Source organism: uncultured Psychroserpens sp. (genome assembly GCF_947503375.1).
Lineage (GTDB): Bacteria > Bacteroidota > Bacteroidia > Flavobacteriales > Flavobacteriaceae > Psychroserpens.
Genome location: NZ_CANNDQ010000001.1, coordinates 90,321 through 113,586 on the forward strand (window position 1 = coordinate 90,321; position 23,266 = coordinate 113,586).

General features: G+C 32.5%; 25 protein-coding genes. 16 read left to right on the forward strand and 9 right to left on the reverse strand.

Annotated features, from left to right (window positions below; genetic code table 11):
- Positions 1–153 precede the first annotated feature (153 nt).
- From Q0876_RS00355 to Q0876_RS00410, 12 genes are all read left to right on the forward strand, one after another.
- Positions 154–858, forward strand: a complete 705-nt coding sequence (locus tag Q0876_RS00355; protein ID WP_299222881.1) for a hypothetical protein — start codon at positions 154–156, stop codon at positions 856–858.
- Between the two features lie 237 nt (positions 859–1,095).
- A complete protein-coding gene (rplM, locus tag Q0876_RS00360) occupies positions 1,096–1,551 on the forward strand; it encodes a 50S ribosomal protein L13 (RefSeq protein ID WP_299222883.1) in 456 nt (151 codons plus the stop codon).
- A complete protein-coding gene (gene rpsI, locus Q0876_RS00365) occupies positions 1,551–1,937 on the forward strand; it encodes a 30S ribosomal protein S9 (RefSeq protein ID WP_299222886.1) in 387 nt (128 codons plus the stop codon). Before rplM ends, rpsI begins: the two co-directional genes overlap by 1 nt.
- Before the next feature lie 207 nt (positions 1,938–2,144).
- A complete protein-coding gene (gene rpsB, locus Q0876_RS00370; protein ID WP_299222888.1) occupies positions 2,145–2,933 on the forward strand; it encodes a 30S ribosomal protein S2 in 789 nt (262 codons plus the stop codon).
- Between the two features lie 87 nt (positions 2,934–3,020).
- Positions 3,021–3,995: a translation elongation factor Ts gene (gene tsf / locus Q0876_RS00375; RefSeq protein ID WP_299222891.1), complete on the forward strand. Its 975-nt coding sequence runs from the start codon at positions 3,021–3,023 to the stop codon at positions 3,993–3,995.
- 119 nt (positions 3,996–4,114) lie between these two features.
- Positions 4,115–4,822 carry a UMP kinase gene (gene pyrH, locus Q0876_RS00380; RefSeq protein ID WP_299222893.1) on the forward strand — a complete coding sequence of 236 codons (708 nt, stop codon included), beginning with the start codon at positions 4,115–4,117 and terminating at the stop codon, positions 4,820–4,822.
- Between the two features lie 49 nt (positions 4,823–4,871).
- Positions 4,872–5,429 (forward strand): ribosome recycling factor, encoded by a 558-nt coding sequence (gene frr, locus Q0876_RS00385; RefSeq protein WP_299222895.1) that lies wholly within the window; start codon positions 4,872–4,874, stop codon positions 5,427–5,429.
- A gap of 67 nt (positions 5,430–5,496) precedes the next feature.
- Positions 5,497–6,774 carry a DUF5686 family protein gene (locus Q0876_RS00390; protein ID WP_299222897.1) on the forward strand — a complete coding sequence of 426 codons (1,278 nt, stop codon included), beginning with the start codon at positions 5,497–5,499 and terminating at the stop codon, positions 6,772–6,774.
- A 77-nt stretch (positions 6,775–6,851) separates the two neighbouring features.
- Positions 6,852–9,257 (forward strand): efflux RND transporter permease subunit, encoded by a 2,406-nt coding sequence (locus tag Q0876_RS00395; protein WP_299222899.1) that lies wholly within the window; start codon positions 6,852–6,854, stop codon positions 9,255–9,257.
- A 30-nt stretch (positions 9,258–9,287) separates the two neighbouring features.
- Entirely contained in the window at positions 9,288–10,718 is a 1,431-nt protein-coding gene (asnS, locus tag Q0876_RS00400) for an asparagine--tRNA ligase (RefSeq protein ID WP_299222901.1), read from the forward strand.
- Between the two features lie 57 nt (positions 10,719–10,775).
- Positions 10,776–12,245, forward strand: a complete 1,470-nt coding sequence (gene rpoN, locus Q0876_RS00405) for an RNA polymerase factor sigma-54 (RefSeq protein WP_299222903.1) — start codon at positions 10,776–10,778, stop codon at positions 12,243–12,245.
- Positions 12,242–12,850: a hypothetical protein gene (locus Q0876_RS00410; RefSeq protein ID WP_299222904.1), complete on the forward strand. Its 609-nt coding sequence runs from the start codon at positions 12,242–12,244 to the stop codon at positions 12,848–12,850. Before rpoN ends, Q0876_RS00410 begins: the two co-directional genes overlap by 4 nt.
- Before the next feature lie 2 nt (positions 12,851–12,852).
- Here Q0876_RS00410 and Q0876_RS00415 read toward each other — a convergent pair whose 3' ends face one another.
- The 5 genes from Q0876_RS00415 to Q0876_RS00435 form a co-directional block, all read right to left on the reverse strand.
- Entirely contained in the window at positions 12,853–13,569 is a 717-nt protein-coding gene (locus tag Q0876_RS00415; protein WP_299222906.1) for a porin family protein, read from the reverse strand.
- A gap of 104 nt (positions 13,570–13,673) precedes the next feature.
- On the reverse strand, positions 13,674–14,153 hold the full coding sequence (locus Q0876_RS00420) for a biopolymer transporter ExbD (protein WP_299222908.1): 480 nt from the start codon (positions 14,151–14,153) through the stop codon (positions 13,674–13,676).
- Positions 14,154–14,169: 16 nt separating this feature from the next.
- On the reverse strand, positions 14,170–14,775 hold the full coding sequence (locus tag Q0876_RS00425; RefSeq protein ID WP_299222910.1) for a biopolymer transporter ExbD: 606 nt from the start codon (positions 14,773–14,775) through the stop codon (positions 14,170–14,172).
- A gap of 16 nt (positions 14,776–14,791) precedes the next feature.
- Positions 14,792–15,235: a hypothetical protein gene (locus tag Q0876_RS00430; RefSeq protein WP_299222912.1), complete on the reverse strand. Its 444-nt coding sequence runs from the start codon at positions 15,233–15,235 to the stop codon at positions 14,792–14,794.
- Between the two features lie 27 nt (positions 15,236–15,262).
- Positions 15,263–16,030: a MotA/TolQ/ExbB proton channel family protein gene (locus Q0876_RS00435; RefSeq protein ID WP_299222915.1), complete on the reverse strand. Its 768-nt coding sequence runs from the start codon at positions 16,028–16,030 to the stop codon at positions 15,263–15,265.
- Positions 16,031–16,324: 294 nt separating this feature from the next.
- Here Q0876_RS00435 and Q0876_RS00440 point away from each other — a divergent pair, with 294 nt between their 5' ends.
- The 3 genes from Q0876_RS00440 to Q0876_RS00450 all read left to right on the forward strand — a co-directional run bounded on the left by Q0876_RS00440 (position 16,325) and on the right by Q0876_RS00450 (position 19,147).
- Complete coding sequence (locus tag Q0876_RS00440) at positions 16,325–16,915, forward strand: HupE/UreJ family protein (protein WP_299222916.1); 591 nt, start codon at positions 16,325–16,327, stop codon at positions 16,913–16,915.
- 192 nt (positions 16,916–17,107) lie between these two features.
- The gene (locus Q0876_RS00445) at positions 17,108–17,539 is read left to right on the forward strand and encodes a dCMP deaminase family protein (RefSeq protein WP_299222918.1); all 432 of its coding nucleotides are present in this window, start codon (positions 17,108–17,110) and stop codon (positions 17,537–17,539) included.
- The gene (locus Q0876_RS00450; protein WP_299222920.1) at positions 17,540–19,147 is read left to right on the forward strand and encodes a S41 family peptidase; all 1,608 of its coding nucleotides are present in this window, start codon (positions 17,540–17,542) and stop codon (positions 19,145–19,147) included.
- Between the two features lie 13 nt (positions 19,148–19,160).
- Here the strand turns inward: Q0876_RS00450 and Q0876_RS00455 are convergent, their stop codons facing one another.
- The 3 genes from Q0876_RS00455 to Q0876_RS00465 are packed head-to-tail and all read right to left on the reverse strand — an operon-like array spanning position 19,161 to position 20,565.
- Positions 19,161–19,763: an FAD-dependent oxidoreductase gene (locus Q0876_RS00455; protein WP_299222922.1), complete on the reverse strand. Its 603-nt coding sequence runs from the start codon at positions 19,761–19,763 to the stop codon at positions 19,161–19,163.
- A 3-nt stretch (positions 19,764–19,766) separates the two neighbouring features.
- On the reverse strand, positions 19,767–19,967 hold the full coding sequence (locus tag Q0876_RS00460) for a hypothetical protein (RefSeq protein WP_299222927.1): 201 nt from the start codon (positions 19,965–19,967) through the stop codon (positions 19,767–19,769).
- Between the two features lie 10 nt (positions 19,968–19,977).
- Entirely contained in the window at positions 19,978–20,565 is a 588-nt protein-coding gene (locus Q0876_RS00465; protein WP_299222929.1) for a MarC family protein, read from the reverse strand.
- Positions 20,566–20,678: 113 nt separating this feature from the next.
- On the opposite strand from Q0876_RS00465, the gene Q0876_RS00470 reads away from it, so the two are divergent.
- A complete protein-coding gene (locus Q0876_RS00470) occupies positions 20,679–21,245 on the forward strand; it encodes a DUF3109 family protein (RefSeq protein ID WP_299222931.1) in 567 nt (188 codons plus the stop codon).
- Between the two features lie 27 nt (positions 21,246–21,272).
- On the opposite strand, the gene Q0876_RS00475 is transcribed toward Q0876_RS00470, so the two are convergent.
- The gene (locus Q0876_RS00475) at positions 21,273–23,234 is read right to left on the reverse strand and encodes a tetratricopeptide repeat protein (protein WP_299222933.1); all 1,962 of its coding nucleotides are present in this window, start codon (positions 23,232–23,234) and stop codon (positions 21,273–21,275) included.
- Between the last annotated feature and the right edge of the window lie 32 nt (positions 23,235–23,266).

Sequence of the window (23,266 nt, forward strand, 5' to 3'; positions counted from 1 at the left end):
TTAATCTATATCTGTTTATTCACATTAATGTAATGGTATTTTATTCTAAAGAGCTATAACTTAGATAAAAAATTATACCTATAAATAGGTATTTTCATTTAAACATATTGATTATAATTTGTTTCCAGATAATAATCTGAAAACACTCTAATTATGACCAAACGATTTTTACTATTCATTTTTTGTTTAAGTATAGGAACTTTTACTTCATATTCAAAATCAAATCTAGATTTCAATAACTCTGTTTTCTTTGGTAAGAAAAAAATTGATTTCGGCTGTTCAGAAACTGATGCCGAAATTTATGTTAACGGAAAATTATTAGGTAAAGGAAGTATGGAACTTGTAGTTCCAACTAAAGATTGCATTACAATTATTGTCCAAAAAATTGGCTTTCTAACTGAAAAAATTGAGTTTTGTAATAGAAAAAATATGCCTAAGCCACCCAAATCCTACTATTTAGAATTAAAACCTGATGATGCTTATAATGCATCAATACAAACTGATATTGCAAATGTTGATATTGAGTTTACATGTAACTCAACAACTAAAGACAAAGCTTGGCGTTTGATAAATCAAATCATCTTATCTCATTTTGACGTGTTAGAAATGACCGATAAAGAAACAGGATATCTTAGAACAGCATGGTCTCTACAAACATTTAGACAAAACTCAATAAGAACACGTGTAATTGTTAAACAAGCCAATGATTCACCTGTGGTTTTTAAAGTAAAACTCATAAGCGAGCAATCTGGTTTGCCACAAACTAGTGTAAAGAGCGATCAATTATTTAAAGAATGGGATCGTGTGTTAAGAACTTATGCAAACATCATATCTGAGTTACAAGCAAGGATAAAATAATAATCGTAAATTCAAGCAACCTAAAGCATTATTCCAACTAACATATAACACACTACATAGGTATAACATCATATCTTTTAAAAAAAATTTGCAATCGATTAAAAAAATAATCATTGCCCAAAATATTGCCTTAATAAGGTTTGGTAATCAAATATTTAATCGTAAATTTGCAAACTCTTTTTGAGAGAGAAAAGTTTAACCTGCTTGTCATGAGACAAGTAATTAATATTAATAAGTGTGGACACATTAAGCTACAAAACGATTTCAGCAAACAAAGCTACTGTAAATAAAGAGTGGGTTTTAGTTGACGCTGAAAATCAAACGCTAGGTCGTTTAGCTTCAAAAGTAGCAATACTTTTAAGAGGTAAACACAAGCCTAACTTCACACCACATGTTGATTGCGGAGATAACGTAATTGTTATTAATGCAGAAAAGATCAACTTATCAGGAAACAAGTGGAATGACAAAACGTACATTCGCCACACAGGTTACCCAGGTGGTCAGAGAAGTTTAACTGCGACTGAATTGTTTGGAAAAGATCCTGCAAGAATCGTGGAAAAATCAGTTAAAGGAATGCTCCCTAAGAACAAATTAGGTGCAGATTTATTCCGTAATTTAAACGTTGTTGTAGGTTCTGAGCACAAGCACGAAGCTCAAAAACCAAGAACAATTAACTTAAACGAATTCAATTAATGGAAGTAATTCACAAAATCGGCCGTAGAAAGACGGCTGTTGCCCGTGTGTACGTTGCTAAAGGAAAAGGCAACATTACGGTAAACAAAAAAGACATGGCGGTTTATTTTCCTACTGCAACATTGCAGTATAAGGTAAATCAACCAATAGCTATGACTAACAATGATGGCAACTTTGATATTACAGTAAACGTTTACGGTGGAGGCATTACAGGCCAAGCCGAAGCGATCCGTTTAGCATTATCTCGCGCAATGTGTGAGTTGGATGCAGAAAACAGATTAATATTAAAGCCAGAAGGATTATTAACTAGAGACCCTAGAATGGTCGAACGTAAAAAATTCGGACAGAAGAAAGCACGTAAGAAATTTCAGTTCTCTAAACGTTAAAATTATTCTGAAGGTGATTCAGGAGGTCTACAAAAGACTCCTGAATCCCATTCATAAAAAACCGCTGAACGTTCAGCACAAATTAAAAACCAGTTATTGTTGTCCATGACTTAACCGTCAGGATTTAGTTTAGCATCTAAATGCTTAAGGCGAGCGAAAGCAACCACTTGATCATTGCTAATTCAACAGAACGTAAACTATTACAAAATGGAAAAAGTAGAAGTAAAAGACTTACTAGAAGCAGGTGTACACTTTGGTCACCTAACAAGAAAATGGGATCCAAATATGGCTCCTTACATCTATATGGAGCGTAACGGCATCCATATTATCAACCTTTACAAAACGGCAGCTAAAATCGAAGAAACGTCTCAAGCGCTTCATAAGATTGCTGCTTCTGGAAAGAAAATCTTATTTGTTGCCACAAAAAAGCAAGCAAAAGATATCGTTGCTGAAAAAGCAGGTGCTGTAAACATGCCTTACATTACAGAAAGATGGCCAGGCGGAATGTTAACTAACTTTGTTACGATTAGAAAAGCAGTTAAAAAAATGGCAGCTATTGACCGTATGAAAAAAGATGGTACATTCAACTCATTATCTAAAAAAGAACGTTTACAAGTTGATCGTCAAAGAGCAAAATTAGAAAAGAACTTAGGTTCTATTTCAGACATGACACGTTTACCTGGTGCTTTATTTGTTGTAGATATAAAGCGTGAGCATATAGCTATAAAAGAAGCTCAAAAATTAAATATTCCAATCTTTGCAATGGTAGATACCAATTCAGATCCAAGAGAAGTAGACTATTTAATTCCTGCTAATGATGACGCTTCTAAATCGATTAACAAAGTATTATCAGTTGTAACATCAGCTGTTGCAGATGGTTTAGCTGAGAGAAAATCAGATAAATCTGAAAAAGAAGCTAAGAGTGAAAAATCACCAGCAGCTAAAAAAGAAGTAAAAGCTGAAGCAAAAGCAGTAGCAGCTAACGAAGAAGAATAAATAAACAATTACACATTATAATTAAGTCGTTTAATTGTTTTCTTCACGAAATATAAATTAAACGACTTTTTTAAATTTTATATCATTATGGAAAATACGGTAAAAATTACAGCCGCAGAAGTAAATAAATTAAGACAAGCCACAGGAGCTGGTATGATGGATTGTAAAAAAGCACTAGTTGAAGCTGGTGGTGATTTTGATAAAGCCATTGAAGTACTTCGTAAAAAAGGACAAAAAGTTGCAGAAAAAAGAGCCGATAGAGACTCATCTGAAGGTGCTGCAATCGCTAAAATTAATGCAGATAATACCTCAGGTGTTGCTATCGTGTTAGGTTGCGAAACAGATTTCGTTGGTAAAAACGAAAACTTCGTAGCTTTAGCTAATGAGTTGGCTGAAGTAGCGTTAAACTATAACACAAAAGAAGACTTTTTAGCTGCTGATTTTGGAGGAATGACTGTTGCTGAAAAGTTAACAGAGCAAACTGGAGTTATTGGCGAAAAATTAGACATCACTGCTTTTGAAAAATTAGATGCGCCATATGTAGGACAATATGTTCACATTAATAAAATTGCAGCTTTAGTTGGTTTATCGGCAAAAGTTGAGAATGCAGAAGTATTGGTAAAAGATGTTGCTATGCAAGTTGCTTCTATGGGAGCAACAACATTATCATACAAAGATTTTGATCCTGCTTACGTAGCTTCAGAAACAGAAGCAAGAATAGCTGTTATTGAAAAAGACAATATTGAGTTAGGTCGTTTAGGTAAAACACTTAAAAATGTACCACAATACATTTCTATGGCTCAATTAACTCCAGAGGTATTGGCTCAAGCAGAAGAAGCTGCAAAAGCAGAATTAAAAGCCGAAGGTAAGCCAGAACAAATTTGGGACAGAATATTACCAGGTAAAATGGAGCGTTTCATTTCTGATAATACCACTTTAGATCAAGAACAGTGTTTATTAGATCAAAAGTTTATCAAAGATGAAAAGAAAACCGTTGCTCAGTATGTTGAATCTTATGGCGATGTTGCTGTAACTGGATTTAAACGTGCTACAGTAGGATAATACATTCATCCTTACATAAAGATTTAAACCTCTCATTAAACTGAGAGGTTTTTTTATATATAAATTCTACTTTTCTAAATTACAATAATGATTATATTTGCTAAACTTTCAACACAATTATGAAGTACAAAAGAATCTTACTTAAATTATCTGGAGAAGCCTTAATGGGCACAAGACAATACGGTATTGACCCTGAACGTCTTGCAGAATATGCAAAAGACATAAAAGAAATCACAGATTTAGGTGTAGAAGTCGCTATAGTAATTGGTGGTGGAAATATTTTTAGAGGTGTTGCTGGCGCTATGAATGGTATGGACCGCGTACAAGGTGATCATATGGGAATGCTAGCTACTGTTATTAACGGATTAGCATTGCAAAATGCACTAGAGGATGCTGATGTAAAAACACGTTTGCAAACAGCAATTAAAATTAATGAAGTCGCTGAACCTTTTATAAGGCGCAAAGCAATGAGCCATTTAAGTAAAGGACGTGTTGTTATTTTTGGTGGTGGCACTGGGAACCCTTATTTCACTACAGATTCTGCCGCTGTATTAAGAGCTATTGAAATTGAAGCCGATGTGATCTTAAAAGGAACAAGAGTAGATGGTATATACAACGATGATCCTGAAAAAAATGCTGATGCAATTAAATTTGACCATATCACATTTGATGATGTATTAAGAAAAGGTTTAAAAGTTATGGATACTACCGCTTTTACCTTAAGTCAGGAAAACAAACTTCCAATTATCGTATTTGACATGAATAAAAAAGGGAATTTATTAAAAGTTGTTTCAGGAGAAAATATAGGAACTAAAGTTAATTTATGATATTTGGCTTGTTTTTTGGTGAGCATTTTACAAATTAAAGTTTTAAACTATGAACGAAGACATAAAATTTATATTAGATACGGCCAAAGAGGCAATGGATAATGCTATTAAGCATCTAGAAAAACAGTTTGTGAATATTAGAGCAGGTAAAGCCAGCCCTTCAATGTTAGGAAGTGTAATGGTTGATTATTACGGTACACAAACACCATTATCTCAAGTGGCTAATGTAAACACACCTGATGGACGAACCATTACTGTTCAACCTTGGGAAAAAAGTATGCTACAAGAAATTGAGCGTGGCATAATGGTTGCTAATTTAGGGTTCAACCCAATGAATAATGGCGAAACCATTATAATCAATGTTCCACCTTTAACAGAAGAGCGTAGACGCGACCTCTCAAAACAAGCAAAAGCTGAAGCTGAAGATGCAAAAATCGGCGTTAGAAACGCTCGTAAAGATGCTAATAATGAAATTAAAAATCTAGATGATGTTTCTGAAGATCAACAAAAAAATGCCGAAATTGACGTGCAACAAATGACTGATAAGTACGTTAAAAGAATAGATGATGTTTTTGAAGTCAAAGAGAAAGAAATCATGACGGTATAATTTCAAAGAGCGACTAACTGATTGTCGCTTTTTTTTTCATTAATCTTAATCCATTACCTTAAAATAAATGCATAAGTGGTTGCTCTTAATTTTTATCACACTGTGCGCTCATGCATTGCACTGTCAAGAGCCCACTACTGAACAAGATTCTTCAAAAGTTAAGAACGATTCAATAAAAAACACACAGTTTTTAAAGCAATTGGGAAATGGATATTTTCCAACCAAGTTTTTAAATCTAGATTTACGCTACTTAATTAAATTTAATCAGTATGAAGGATTAAGAACTGGATTAGGAGGTGTTACTAACGATGCGTTTTCAGAAAGATATAGAATAAACAGTTATTTGGTTTACGGTTTTAAAGATCATAGGTTTAAATATAAAATTGGTGGTGGTTTTAGAATCAATGAAGCCACAGATACATGGATTAATTTATCGTATACTGATGATCTTCAAGAAACTGGAAGTTCAAGTTTTTTAACCGATAAACGGTTTTTTCAATTTTTTGAACCACGTTTATTAAATATAGATTTATTCCACAAACACATTACGAAAGCTATTAATATTGAACATCAATTGTTACATGAGTTAACTACAGAAACTGAGTTTGCTGTTAGTAAAATTGACCCAACATACAATTACAGTTTTGTAACCGATGGAAAACAATATAGAACTTTTGATATAAGTACGGCAAAGGTTTCTTTACAATGGAACCCTTTCAGTAACTATGAGATTATAGATAGTAAAGTAATTGAAGAAAAGATCGGTTATCCTAAATTTACTTTACAACTAACTCAAAGTTTCAAAAATGTACTTAATGGTGATTTTAATTTCTTCAAAGCAGATTTCAGAACAACATACCGAATCAATTATAACGAAAACGTATTCACCGAAACCGTTTTAAGTAGTGGCATTGCTACTGGAAGAACACCTCTCACGCATTTGTATCACGCGTATCCAAATAACATTACTAAAGAAACCATTTTACAACGTTTTTCAGTAGCTGGAGTCAATAGCTTTGAAACCATGTATTTCAATGAATTTTTTTCAGACCGATTTACCACATTACAAATAAAGCATTTCATAAAACCCTTTAAAATAAGTGAGCGTTACAGACCTCAACTTGTTCTTATATCTAGATTTGCTTTAGGTGATATGAATGACATTGAACGCCATGAAAATATTGAATTTGGAACTTTGAATAAAGGGTATTCTGAAGCAGGCTTAGAACTCAATAAACTTCTTTTTGGCTTTGGACTTAGTTTTGCATATAGATATGGCGGTTATCACCTACCATCATTAGCAGATAATATTGCAGCTAAGTTCACTTTCAATGTCTCGTTATAAATACAATAAAATAGCGTTAATTTATAACGCTTATCCCTTGGTTTTTTCTACCTTTGTCGCTGCTTTTTAATAGGTAAATGTTTAAATTATTTTCAACAGGTTTTTGGGAGATGATTGCGCGATTAATTCTGCGTAATAAAATAGGTATACTTATTACCATCATTCTGGCTACTCTTTTCTTTAGCTATCAGTGGAAGCATATGCGATTTACCTATACTGAAGCTAATTTATTACCTGATGATCATCAGGTTAATATTATTTATAATGATTTTCTTGAAATTTTTGGTGAAGAAGGGAATCTTATCGTTTTAGGTGTAAAAGATTCAACGCTTTTTACAGTAGAAAAGTTAAACGCTTGGAATAAACTTTCAGAAGATTTCAAGAATTACGATGAAGTAGAAACTGTAGTTTCTATTAAAGACCTTCAAAAGCTTATAAAAAACACCAAGGCTGAAAAATTTGATCTAGAACCTTTTATAAAAGATTCAATAACAACAACGGCTCAAATAGAAGGTTTACAAAAAGAGCTGTTTAAGCAATATCCTTTTTACGATAACTTTTTATTTAATAAAGAGACTAAAACAATCCGTACGGCTATTTATCTTAAAAAAGAGATCGTAAACACGCCTAAAAGGAAAGATTTTATAATGCTCACACTTGAAGATAAGATAAGTGAATTTGAAGCCTCTAATAATCTTGATGTTAGGATTTCTGGAATGCCCTACATAAGAACACTCAACTCCCAAAACATTGTAGACGAAATAGGAATGTTTATTGGCGCTGCACTATTGGTCACTTCAATTATATTCTTTTTCTTTTTTAGGTCATTTAGAGCTACTATAATTTCTTTAATAGTTGTTTGTGTAGGTGTAATGTGGACCTTTGGTATTTTAGGTTTACTTAAGTATGAAATTACAGTTTTGACCGCTTTAATTCCACCTCTTATTATCGTAATAGGTATTCCTAATTGTATTTTTTTAATTAATAAATATCAACATGAAGTTAAACTTCATGGAAACAAGGTAAAATCGCTTCAACGTGTTATTACAAAAATTGGTAATGCCACATTAATGACAAATGTAACAACAGCTTCTGGATTTGCTACTTTTATCTTAACCGAGAGCACTCTATTAAAGGAATTTGGAATTGTAGCCTCATTGAGTATCCTAGCTATTTTTATGTTATGTTTGCTTGTTATACCAATTATATACACTTTCTTACCCTATCCTAAAGATCGTCACCTTGAGCATCTTAATAAACGCTGGATTGGTGGCTTTGTCGATTGGATTGAGCGAATGGTAAGGCATAAAAAAATCACAATCTATGTCACTTCACTTATACTTCTAGTAGCAAGTATTATTGGTATTTATCAAATAAAGATTTCTGGAAGTCTTATTGAAGACATGCCAAAAGAAACAGAATTCTTCAAAGACATTAAATTTTTTGAAAATGAATTTAATGGTATTATGCCATTAGAGATTATGGTAGATACTAAACGTAAAAAAGGAGTTATGAAACTAAGCACTCTAAAGCGTATGGATGCTTTAGAAGAGCTAATTATAGAAACACCCGAACTCTCACGTCCAATATCTGCTGTGAGTTTGGTTAAATATAGTAAGCAAGCCTATTACAATGGCAATCCAAAATACTATCAGTTACCTACTAGTCAAGAAAACAGCTTCATATTATCTTATGCAAAAAACTCATCTTCTAATGTAGACATGCTAAAGAACTTTGTAGACAGTACAGGTCGATATGCACGTATTACTACATTTATGAAAGATATCGGTACAGATAAAATGGAACGTATTGAAGAAAACCTGCTGAACAAGATCAATAAAGAATTTCCTAAAGAACGTTATGAGGTAACCTTAACAGGTAAAGCTTTGGTTTTTCAAAAAGGAACTAAATATTTAGTGAAAAATCTAGCAATATCTTTATCTCTGGCCATTTTTTTAATATCATTATTCATGGCATACATGTTTAGGTCTTTTAGAATGATTGTCGTTTCACTTATTCCTAATTTATTGCCATTACTAATTACAGCAGGCCTTATGGGCTTCTTAAATGTGCCTATTAAACCCTCAACAATTTTAGTATTTAGTATAGCGTTTGGTATTTCTGTTGATGATACAATCCATTTTTTAGCTAAATACAGACAAGAGTTACAAGCTAATCACTGGAAAATACGTAAATCTGTATATGCTGCATTACGTGAAACTGGTGTAAGCATGTTCTACACTTCAATTGTATTGTTTTTTGGATTTATCGTTTTTACTTCATCCAGCTTTGGAGGAACAGTTGCTCTAGGTGCATTAGTTTCTGCAACATTATTATTTGCAATGCTATCTAATTTACTCTTACTACCGTCGTTATTACTATCATTAGAACGCAATATTGCTAATAAGGAAGTATTACGTAAACCAGCAATAAATATCATTCCTGAAGATGATGATGTTTCAGAAGAAAACGACACGCCATAAACAATTATATTTGCATTAAATTTATTACAAATGACATATTCAGTTTCGCAATTACTAACACAAGATATCACGCTACAACCTGTTGAAATTAAAGGGTGGGTGAGAACTTTTAGAGCAAATCGTTTTATTGCTTTAAATGATGGCTCTACAATACACAATATACAGTGCGTAGTAGATTTTGAAAATACTGATGAAGCTTTATTGAAACGAATAACTACAGGTGCTGCAGTTCATATTAAAGGCGAATTAGTAGAAAGCCAAGGCAAAGGTCAAAAGGTAGAGATACAAGTAAATAAAATTGAAATTTTAGGTGATGCAGATGCTGACGATTACCCTATTCAACCTAAAAAACATTCGTTTGAATTTTTAAGAGAAAACGCGCATTTACGTACAAGAACTAATACATTTAGTGCTGTGATGCGTTTACGCTCGTCACTATCATTTGCCATTCACAAATACTTCAACGAGAATGGATTTTACTATATGCATACGCCAATTATTACAGGTAGTGATGCCGAAGGCGCCGGAGAAATGTTTAGAGTAAGTACTTTAGATGCTAAAAACCCTCCTTTAACAGATCAAGGCGAGGTTAACTATAAAGAAGATTTCTTTGGCAAAGAAACCAACTTAACCGTTTCTGGTCAGTTAGAAGCTGAAACATTTGCTATGGCCCTTGGAAAAGTTTATACCTTCGGACCAACATTTAGAGCAGAAAACTCTAATACATCTCGTCATTTAGCAGAATTCTGGATGATAGAACCTGAGGTTGCTTTCATGGATTTGGATGGCAATATGGATCTGGCAGAAGATTTTATGAAATTCGTTTTAAGCTATGTATTAAAACACAATCAAGATGACTTAGAGTTTTTAGACAAGCGTTTACAAGATGAGGAGAAAACTAAACCACAAGCCGAACGCTCTGAAATGAATTTGATAGAAAAAATCAAGTTTGTAGTTGACAATAACTTTAAAAGAGTGAGTTATACTGAAGCTATTGATATTTTGCGAAACAGCAAGCCAAACAAAAAGAAAAAATTCAATTATATCATTGAAGAATGGGGAGCCGACCTACAAAGTGAACATGAACGTTTTCTTGTGGAAAAGCACTTTAAATGTCCAGTAATCTTATTTGATTATCCAGCAAATATAAAAGCATTCTACATGCGTTTGAATGAAGATGGAAAAACAGTTCGTGCTATGGACATTTTATTCCCTGGAATTGGTGAAATGGTTGGTGGTTCTCAACGTGAAGAACGTTTAGAGGTGTTAAAAGAAAAAATGAATGCTTTAGGTATTCCTGAAGAAGAACTTTGGTGGTACCTTGATTTGCGTAAATATGGAACTGCCGTTCATTCTGGCTTTGGTCTAGGTTTTGAGCGTTTAGTAATGTTTGCTACAGGAATGAGTAATATTAGAGACGTTATTCCGTATCCAAGAACACCACAAAACGCTGAATTTTAGATTTTTTTTATTAGTCGGAATAATTCTTGTAGTTTTATATAATCTGGCAACAACCTTATGGCTTTAAAACAATACCTACAGTTTAAATTATCTCAGAAGTTGTCTCCGCAGCAAATTCAACTCATGAAGTTGATACAATTGCCTACACAAGCTTTTGAACAACGTTTGAAACAAGAACTGGAAGAGAATCCAGCTTTAGAAAGCGGAAAGGAAACTGCAGATGAATTTGAAGATAAATATGATGAGTTTGACAACTCTAATGACGACTACAACGATAATGAAACTATTGAAGCTGAAGACATCAATGTTGATGACTATTTAAGTGATGATGAAATACCCGATTATCGTACGCAAGCTAATAACTACAGTAGTGACGATGAAGAGAAAAATGTACCTTATGCTGCAGGAACATCTTTTACACAACATTTAATAAATCAATTAAATACGTTCAGGCTTGATGATCATGAGCGAGATATTGCTGAATTTTTAGTAGGCAGTGTAGATGAAAGTGGTTATATCCGTAGATCGCTATCAGATATTGTAGACGACCTTGCTTTTACCCAAGGTATTTATACTGATGAAGCAACTGTTGAAAAAACATTAATGAAGGTCCATCAATTAGACCCTCCTGGTGTTGGAGCTCGTAATCTTCAAGAATGCTTGAGTATTCAATTACACAAAAAAGAAAAGCATCCAGACGTAGAATTAGCATGCAACATTATTGATAAAGCTTTTGATCAGTTTACTAAGAAACATTACAAAAAATTATTACAAAAGTTTGATATTACTGAAGTACAATTAAAAGATGCTATAGAAGAAATTGAACGACTTAATCCAAAACCTGGTGGCTCTTACGCTGGGAATAATAAAATTGTAGAACACATAGTCCCTGATTTTGCAATCAAAATTGTTGATGGCCAATTAGAGCTTACACTTAATGGAAGAAATGCTCCAGAACTTCACGTGTCTAGAGAGTATAGCGACATGATGAAGGGTTATAAAGCATCTAAAGATAAAAGTAAGTCTCAAAAAGATGCTGTAATGTTTATTAAACAAAAATTAGATGCTGCAAAATGGTTTATTGAGGCAATAAAACAGCGTCAACAAACACTTTTTGTTACCATGAGTGCAATTATGCATTATCAAGAAGAATACTTTCTTACTGGAGATGAGCGCAAACTCAAACCTATGATTCTAAAAGATATTGCTGACGAAATAGAAATGGACGTTTCAACAGTTTCTAGAGTTGCCAATAGCAAATATGTTGACACACCTTACGGAACTAAACTTATTAAGGAGTTTTTCTCTGAGTCTATGACTAATGACCAAGGTGAAGAGGTGTCTACACGTGAGATTAAAAAAATATTAGAAACTGTCATTGAAGATGAAGACAAACGCAAACCATTAACAGATGAAAAATTAGCAGCCATTCTCAAAGAGAAAGGTTACCCTATTGCACGAAGAACCGTTGCAAAATATCGTGAACAATTAGATATACCAGTAGCAAGATTGCGAAAAAAAATATGATGAGTCAACTCCTCAAAAGCATATCTTATATTTTTCATCCACTTTTAATGCCGCTTTTAGGTGTTGTCTTTTATTTTTCTAAAACGCCACGCTTTATTCCAAACCAAGTGATTAAAGCTAAGCTGTTTTCTGTCATTATTCTCACTGTTATACTTCCAATCTTACTTTATTACCTTTTAAAGACACTAAATAAAGTGGACTCCTTTTACTTAGAAACTACCAATGAACGTAAACTTCCTTTGTTACTCAATTGTATCATAGTAGCTTTAGTCTTGTATAGGGTTTTACCTCAAAATGAAATCCAAGAATTATATTTCTTTTTTATAGGTGTTTTGATTTCGACTATTACCTGTTTTGCTCTGGCAATAATAAAATTCAAAGCGAGTATTCATCTAATAGCTGCATCAGGATTCTTTATGTTTGCAATAGCATTAGCAATTCATTTCAAAATAAATATAAATGGTACTATTGCATTGATGTTTATTATACTTGGAGGTATTGCTACGTCTAGGTTACATTTAAAAGCGCACACACCTGTAGAGCTTATTGTTGGTTTCTTTGTAGGTTTTCTTCCTCAACTAATTTTACTAAATTATTGGTTGTGAATTTAAAGGATATAAAAAATTAACCCGATTCTAACTGAAGATATTTCTATTTGCTCACCTGCTAATGTAGCATCACTATTAAAGATGTTATTAAGTGCATAGTAAAGGTGCAAGTTAAAATTAGAATAACCAGCACTTAGGGTCAAGCCATACTGTAATTTATTAAAATCATCAATATTTGAAAATTTTAGATCGCCAGTAGAACTATCAAATTTTGAAGAATTTAAGACAACATACCCAAATTTTATTCCTGTATAGACTCTCCAAAAATCATATATTTTGGCTGTAGAAGTACGCCACCTAAATTCTATTGGAAATTCAACCAAATAGGTTGCAAATTTGTTTTTACTGAACTCCGTCTCATTATCATCCAAAACAGAATAAGCAAAATCATCATTTTCTTTTGATATTAATAACGTTTGATTATATGAATTAGAGGACAAACCTATGCCTACTCCAATAGCTATATTACGTCGTTTATTAAGTGGCATGTCTCTAATAAAACCAATATGATACCCGCTAGAAAAACCACTTTGCGATACTCCATCTGGCTTATTTGCTAATAAATTATATGTAATTGAAGCGTAGAATTGGTCTTCTCTATAAGCGTTATCAACTAGAGTAGTTGTATCTTTTTTTATCTCATTTTGAAACGTGCTCTGAGCGTTACAATTTAAAAATCCTATTATAAAAAAAAGAAAATAAAAACTAACTTTCATATTACAAATATAACTGAATAAAATCCATAAAATTTTAGCAACGTATAGAAAAAAGGCATCCTAATTATAGGATGCCTTTTATGTTTTTAACTAATTTTGATGACTTAATCAAAATTTGATAACGCGTCACCTGTAGCAGTCGTGTAATTAATCTTAAATGCACTAGCTTTTCTCAATTCAAGCTTAATATCTCCAACAATACCCATATTAGCTTCTCTATCTACTTTTAGAGACACTGTAAGTTTATCTCTCAATTCTTCTCTAATAGCAGTTCTTTCAGCATTTATAAATGACTGTATTTCAGTAATATCTGCAAACTTATCGTTAAGTTGAACTCTAGCTACATCACCAAACTTCTCATAACCTTTAGAAGGCTTTCCTGCATAAATATAGCTAATTGGATATTTTTTGTCTAATTTTTCAACTTGGTCAGCGTTAGGCAACCTGTTTTCAATCATGAGCGTATCTTCTCTCATTACAGTTACTACCATAAAGAAAAATAACAACATAAATACAATGTCTGGTAATGATGCTGTATTTACCGCAGGTAAACTATTATCTTTTTTACTTTTAAATTTAGACATGTGTTCTACATTTTATTTATTTAACTTCAGAGAGTTTTTGAGGAATTTCTTCTTTTATCTGTGTAATAACAGCTTTTAGCTTATCCTTATTTCCAGTAAATTTAGGGTCATCATAAGCTTTTTCCATAGCTATATAATCCATATCAGGAAATCCTCTCTTAGGCCCTATCTCTAGTGCACGTCGGTTACGCAGTTGATTATACGCCGCAACTAACTCATTTTGTACAGAGATATAGGCTTTATATGATGTTTCTCTTTCATTTTTCAAAGAAATGATAGCCTTATCTGGATTATCTGAAGACTTAGGATCTCTAGCGCCTTTACAATAATCGCAACTTCCATCGCCTCCATTATCTAAGAATTTAACAGCTGCACTTCTCAAATCTTTAATTTCCATTAATTCATCTTCAACTAAGAGCTGGTCTTTACCATTTAATAATACAGTAAAAATATTCTTTTCTTTGATATTAACATCTTCATCATTTTCTTCTATTGGAGGTAACTTACGATTAATTCCTGAATCTTTTGGAATAGTCGTCGTTACTAAGAAAAATATGAGTAGTAAAAATGCAATATCAGCCATAGATCCTGCATTAACTTCTGGTGCTGATCGTTTTGCCATAATTTTTTTTGTATTGTTATTTACTTAACATCTTTTTAACTCCGAAAAACAACATAAGTCCTGCTGCAGATAGAATTAAAATATAGAATGCTCTTATTGCTCCTTCAATCATTTGAGATCGTGTAGCACTTAACATACTACCATCATTTAATAGTTGCTCTTCTCCTGAAGACATAAGATAACCTACAAGTAAAATGACAATAAAAACACCTACTGATAAAAGTGATTTCTTTAATTTATCTGGATTACTAATTAGATTAACTAAACTAAATGCTACAGCAGAAATTGTAGCTATAGCTAATACTATCAATGCTAAAGTAATAAACATAGAAAGCGTACCATGATTATCAACGCTAGCCTCAAATGCCTCGTCACCAATCATTATAATTCTAACTAAGAAGAATACTGCAATCAACCCAATTACTAAAGCAATAAGTTTTATTATTTTTTGAATATTCATATGATATATGATTTAATAATTTGGTTATTACTTTTTATGTCTTACCAACAAATCCATCAACGTAATTGATGCATCTTCCATATCATTAACTATGCTATCTATTTTTGCAATGATATAGTTATAAAAAATTTGCAGTATAATAGCTACTATAAGACCAAATACAGTTGTAAGTAAGGCTATTTTAATACCTCCAGCTACCAAAGAAGGGTTCATATCACCTGCAGCCTCAATCTTATCAAAGGCTTCAATCATACCTAATACTGTTCCCATGAATCCAAGCATTGGTGCTAATGCAATGAATAATGAAATCCATGATACATTCTTTTCTAGTTGCCCCATTTGAACTCCACCATATGCAACTACTGCTTTTTCTGCAGCATCAATATCTTCATTTGCTCTATCTAAACCTTGGTAAAAAATAGATGCAACAGGACCTTTTGTATTTCTACAAACTTCCTTAGCTGCGTCGATACCTCCAGACTGAAGTGCATCTTCAACATTTTGCGTTAATTTTTTTGTGTTTGTAGTAGCTAAGTTCAGATAAATAATTCTTTCAATAGCTATTGCTAATCCTAGGATTAAACATAACAGTACAATACCCATAAAAAATGGCCCACCTTCAATAAATCGATCTTTCACTACTTGTGTAAAAGAGGCTTCTTCAGCTGGTTCTTCGTCTACATTTTGAAATGTGGTTGCAACTGTTGTTGTTGCTTTTACTGTATATGCGTTCGCGTTAACAGTACCAAAAGCCATTATTCCTGCTATGGCTAAGATAGAAAATAGTCTTTTCATCGTTCTAGTTCTTAATTTTATTAGTTAAAGTGTTAAAGATATAAAAAAATTGTAATTAAAAAATAAAAATCATCATAGAGTATCTAGGATTTGTCCTCATTTAACACTCTGTAGATATTACTTAATACGAAATTAATTAAAATGTTTTGTATTTCTTACTGGATTGTAGATAATCTTGATGAAAATTCTAAATTCAAAAAATAATTTGTAGTCAAAGAACTTAGGTTTTACAACCTAATAATTTTGTACATCGATTATAAAATGTAACTTTGAAAGAACCCAAATACTATTATTATGATAGATCATTTTCTATCTAACCTTCAAGATGGTGTTTACCACACCTTACATATCAATGCTTATGATCATATCTTATTTTTAATTGTCATAGCCATTCCTTTTTTGTTTAACGATTGGAAACGCTTACTCATACTTATTACGCTATTCACTATTGGCCATACTGTTGCTCTTATTCTTACTATAAATAATATTGTTAATGTAAATATCAAATTGGTTTCTTTTTTAATTCCTCTTATCATATTTATGATTGCATTTTTCAATATTTTCACTGCAGGAAGAAAAACGTATAATAACAAGATTAATATCTGGAACTTGATAACCTTATTATTCGGGTTTATTCATGGCTTTGGATTTGTTAATGAGTTTAACTCTATGGTTTCTTCAACAGAAAATGAAATAATATCAGCAATAGAAATTTCAATTGGTATCGAATTAGGTCAGCTAGTAATAGCTTTTATCGTCTTGTTTATAAGTTTTATATGCCAAACCCTGTTCCGATTTTCAAAACGTGATTGGGTGATGGTCATTTCTGCAATAGTTGTTGGTTTTGTTTTACCCATGCTTATAAAAAGTGAGCTTTTATCTTAAAAAATTAAGAAAGCAATATTTATTTTGGTAAAACTTTAACGTAAAGCAGAAAAATACATATCTATATCTTTTTTAATAATTCTTACATTTGAAAGACAATATGTGAAAACGAATTAATGGTATTGCAATTAAAATACTTAGCCTTTATATTCGTTTTAATTTTCCTTGGAAGATGTAAAAACAAAATCTAGAATGCCTAAACAAAAACAATTACGATACGATAAAGCCTATTTGAGAATTGCTAAGGAATGGGGTAAATTATCACATTGCAAACGAAAACAAGTTGGTGCGCTAATCGTAAAAGAAAGAATGATCATCTCCGATGGCTACAATGGAACACCAACTGGGTTTGAAAATTATTGTGAAGATGAAGAGGGTTACACCAAATGGTATGTGCTTCATGCTGAAGCCAACGCTATTTTAAAAGTAGCTGCATCAACTCAGTCTTGTAAAGGAGCCACCTTATATATTACCTTATCGCCTTGCAAAGAATGTAGTAAATTAATTCATCAAGCTGGTATTATACGTGTGGTTTATAATGAAGGCTATAAAGATGATTCTGGATTACGCTTTCTTAAAAAAGCGGGTATAGAACTTGAACTTATTGAAGATTTAAAAGCATAAATGAACTTTCAAAAAAAATACATTCCATTACTTCTCGGCCTAGCAATAGCACTTGGTGTATTTATTGGCGGAAAGCTAAACTTTACAGATACTTCTGATCGACTATTTACAACTAATAGCAAAAAAGACAAGCTAAATAGACTAATAGACTATATAGACTACGAATATGTAGATGACATCAACACCGATAGCATCGTAGATGTTACTGTTAATGGGATTCTAGATAATCTAGATCCACACTCTACCTATATACCAAAAAGCGAATTACAGCGTGTCACTGAAAACATGAAGGGTGATTTTGTAGGTATTGGCGTAAGTTTTTACACTTATAATGATACCATCACAGTTATCAGAGCTATTGAAGGCGGACCAAGTGAAAAAGCTGGTATTAAAGGTGGAGACCGAATCATTACTGCAAATGGAGACTCAATTTTTGGAAGAACATGGAGCAATGATGACATCATCAAAAAGCTAAAGGGCGAAAAGAACACAAAAATCAATTTAAAGGTATTTCGAAAAGGAGAAAATAAATTGTTAGACTTTACCATTAAGCGAACAGATATTCCAATTAAAAGTGTAGATGCTGCTTATATGCTTACCGAAAATCTAGGCTATATAAAAATAAATCGCTTTGCCGAGTCTACATATAAAGAATTCAAAAACGCATTAGATCAATTACAAGATGAAGGCGCAACAAAATTAGCACTAGACCTACGTGACAATCCTGGAGGCTTCTTGGGTATTGCTGAACAAATTGCAGATGAATTTCTTGAAGACGACAAACTTATTTTATTTACAAAAAATAAATCCGGTAAAATAGAAAAAAGTTATGCTACTAGAAGAGGTGATTTTGAAGAAGGTGAAGTGTTTATACTAATTGACGAAAATTCAGCTTCAGCTAGTGAGATTGTTGCTGGTGCTTTACAAGACAACGATAAAGGAACTATTGTAGGCAGACGCAGTTATGGTAAAGGCTTAGTGCAACGAGAAATGGCACTAGGAGATGGTAGTGCCGTACGCTTAACCGTTTCAAGATATTATACACCAACAGGCCGCTCAATACAAAGGCCTTATAGTAATGGCAATAACAATGCTTATTATAATGATTACTATAAACGCTTAAGAAGCGGTGAGTTTGAAAACCAAGAGTCTATTGAAATAGCAGACTCATTAAAGTTCACCACACCAAATGGAAAAATTGTTTATGGTGGTGGTGGTATCATTCCTGATATTTTTGTTCCGTTAGATACTAGTGCTCAAAATGAAACACTAAATTATATTAAAAGGAGAGGGTACATTAGTAATTTTGTTTTTGAAGAATTAGACAAAGACAGAAGTATTTATGATAATGTTAATGTATCTGATTTTATTGATAATTTTATAGTAAGTGATGATGTGGTTGTAAAGTTTCAAGATTACCTCAACTTAAAGGAAAGAACACGCATTACTTTTGTTGCATATTACGATCAAATGAAAGCCTTAATTAAAGCCGAATTGGCAAATCAATTGTATGGTAGTAATGCTTCTGAACAAATCATAAATAAATATGATAATATGATTGAAGAAGTTATCTTGTTGAGTACTTCAGAAGTAGAGTTCGATAATTGATTAAGTGTTTCGCTTAGATCTTATCGTGAATCTTTGTGTGTTTCCCTCCATTCCACAAAGTCAAGATGTCTGTTGCTACTTGTGCACCACTACCTGATGCTATTGCAAATTGGCTTCGCCAACCAGCTAAAGTTCCAGCAACGTAAAGCCCATCTGCCACCAAATGATCTGTATTTTTTAACCAAATACGCTCTTTTTCGGTTACTGCTCTTGGATGCGTTTCCACATAAGATTCGAGTCCTTTAATATTGAATAGATTGGTATAACCTACTGCAATAACAATTACCAGTGACGTGTATTCGTTTTTGTTAGTAGTAACTTTATAACCATTAGGAGACTTGATCACAGATTGCACTTTTTCTTTATCTATTTGCTCAACATGAGGATACAAATCACTAAGCTGGTTTTTGCCACTTTCTAAAATTGAAGCACCTGTAGTTCCTGGTGATAGTCCTAGAACATTATTGAACAACGCATTTTGTAAATGTGAGACTCTTTGATGTATTATAATACCTATGCGTTTATTTTCAGCATAAGGTTTAAGTTTAGCAGAGCCTAGAACCAAAGCGCAAGACATTCCTGAAGCACCTCCACCGATGATCAACACATCAAACATTAACTATTGTTTTTTTAGTTTCTGATTTACTCGTTTAGACAATCGCAAAACTTGTAACAAAACAATAGCACAAAGTGATGCTAGAATAGTGATGAGAGCAATAACACTTTCACCTTCAAAAGGGTGGTCTAAATTTATTTTAGTCATATTATAACCCATTAAAGCCAAAGCTATAATACTAACTATTAGTGTAAATATCTTCATTCCAATCTATTTAAGCAAGCTCGAACAAGGCTTTGATATTATGAGCAAATAATTTTACAGCAATTGCTAGTAAAATTACTCCAAACACCTTTCTGATAATGTTAATCCCATTTTGCCCAATGATTCGCTCTATTCTAGCCGATGTTTTTAATACGATAAAGATAATGATAACATTCATTATTACAGCAATGATAATGTTTTCAATTCTAAATTCTGCACGCAATGAAAGCAATGTTGTTAAACTGCCTGGTCCTGCAATTAAAGGAAATGCAAGTGGAAATACAGACGCCGTCATAGCGCTTTCTTCATCTTGTTTATATAGTGTAATTCCAAGTATCATTTCTAAGGCAATAAAAAATAAAATGAAAGCTCCTGCTACTGCAAACGAGTTTACACCAACACCAATAAGCGATAAAATAGTTTTTCCTAAAAACAGAAACATGATCATTATAACACCTGCTATTAATGATGCTTTCTCGCTTTGTATATGACCTACTTTTTTTCGTAAATCGATTATTATTGGAATATTTCCAATAATATCTATAACTGCAAAAAGCACCATGAATGCTGTAAATATCTCTTTGAAGTTAAATTCCATAACTATTGTTTTAATATTTTCCGCAAAAGTAGTTCATTAAAGCAGATTTATAACATTAAATAATGGTAAAGTTTATCTATTTTTATCATCAATTTTAAAGCTAGTTTCATCGCATGTTTCAATTAGGAAATACCATTGTTTCAGAAGATATCATTGAAAAAGATTTTGTGTGTAACCTTTCGGCTTGCAAAGGTGCTTGTTGTATTGATGGTGATGCTGGTGCTCCTCTAGATGCAGAAGAAACTGAAATCCTTAAAACCATTTACCCAAAGGTCAAACCTTTTTTACGAAAAGAGGGCATTACTGCTATTGAGGCTCAAGGCACACATATCACTACGCCTTTTGGCGATTTCGAAACGCCACTTATTAATGGTGCAGATTGTGCTTATGTTATTTTTGATGATAAAAAAACGGCATTATGTGGTATCGAAGAAGCATACAATCAAGGTGAAATTTCTTGGAAAAAACCTGTGTCATGTCACCTCTATCCCATTCGTGTAAAAGAGTATTCTGAATTTTCAGCTGTTAATTATGATAAGTGGGAGATTTGTGATGATGCATGTACGTTGGGCAAAGAATTACAAGTGCCTATCTATAAATTTGTTAAAGAGGCGCTTATTCGAAAATTTGGTGAAGATTGGTATAGTGAGTTAGAGCAAGTTGCTAAAAAATACCAATAAAATAACATAGGATTAAAACAACTATAACTATGCAGATTGTAACGCTATTGATTTTATTGGAATATCTACAATTACCTTAGTCCCTTTTGGAACATTATTCTCACTATAAAGATCTTCAATTGTTATTTTATAGTCATTTGCATACCCTTTAGAAAAATTTGCTAATCGTGCTTTTGTAATATCTATACCTACAGATTTTCGCTTTAGCAATTTATCTTTATTGATTTTTGCAGAAAGTTTTCTACCTATCCCATTATCTTCTATAGAAATGGTTACATAATCGTCACTCGTTTTATAAACATCAAGTACGATTTTTTTATCATCTTCCTTTTTAGAAGACAACCCATGCCAAAGCGCATTCTCTAGAAAAGGTTGTAATATCATTGATGGTACTTTTATACTCGCTGTATTTATAGTGTCATCAACATTGACTTCAAATCGTATGGCATTAGAAAATCGTATATTTTCTATATTCATATAAAGCTTCATCGTCTCTAATTCGTCTTCAAGTGAAATTTCTTTTTCAGTTGAAGCTACTAAAATCTTTCTAATGAGTTTTGAAAATTTGTTTAAGTAATAAACGGCATTCTCTTTTTCATTATTTATGATATAAAGCTTTATAGAGTTGAGTGAATTAAAGATAAAATGCGGATTCATTTGACTTCTTAACATATCTTGCTCTAAAGTTAAAATCTGCTTTTCCTGTTGCAACTGTCTATTTCTATATAAGGCTACTATTATGGCACCAATAACTGCTAAAGCCAACATAGAATACCAAAATAGTTTTTTATTGCGTTCTAGTCTTGACTTAACCAATTCGTTCTCACTTGCAAGCGCTTTGATTTGTTTGTTTTTTGCTTCGTTTTCATACTGTATAATCACATCATTCACATACCTCAGATTACGATCATTTGATATGGTTTTCTCTAAGGCTATAGCAGCTTTATATGTGTTGAGTGCTTGCAATGGTTTGTTTGTGATTTCATACAACTCTGATAAAAGTTTATTGGCTTCAACTATTGAAGATTTAAGGCTATAATTTTGAGCGATCTCTAATCCTTTCTTTAAATTTGTTTCTGATATTTCATTTGTACCTAAACACTTTTGCACCCAACCTAAATTAATGTATGATGAAGCAATATAAAACTGATCTCCTATTTGTAGTGCTTTTTCTAAAGCTTCTTCTATAATAGTCTTCGCATCGTCATACTTTTTTTGTTTGATGTATACCTTACCAATACTATTATAACATATTACACGTCCTATATTAGAATCAATTTGATTATTGAAATCTAAAGACCTCTTGTAATTGCGTAGCGCATTCTCTAATTCGCCTTGAGCTTCAAATGCAAAACCAATATTCTGATAGTTAATCGCTAATCCTAACCTATTTCCTTCTTCTTTCTCTATTACTAACGATTTTTCAAATTGTCGCATAGCGAGTTCATACTGTTCTAGAACCAAATAAATATTTCCCATGCTATTTTGAGATACAGCAATATTATATTTTATCTCATTAGATGGCTTATCAATTGAACTGGCAATGTCAAGTGCTTTGGTATGGTAATCTAGCGCTGGTTTTACCAAATCCATTCTTCTGTAAGCAACTCCTATATTATTAAGACTTACGATTCTTAACTCAACATTACTAGCCTCAACTGCTAATTCGTTAGCTTTTTTATGCATTTCAATGGCATTTTCGTACAAAGAGATATTTCTATAAATAACTCCTAAGGCATTTAAAGCGAAGCTCTCGCCTTCAGCATAGTTGATTGCACTAGATTTTTGAGCTAACATTTTCATACGTATACTATCGTTTATAAAGTTCGAAAATGTTGTATCTAGTGCTTTATAAATTTTGGGTTTAGATCTTACAATCTCAGATAAAAGCATGTCAAAGTCAGTAGCTTGCTCTTTATGAGCATGAAGGTTTAAACTCACAAAACTCAATACAGTCAAAAGTGCTAAGCTGCTTAATTTGAATTTCAATAGGAATTTTATTTTTATATTCGTATGCATTG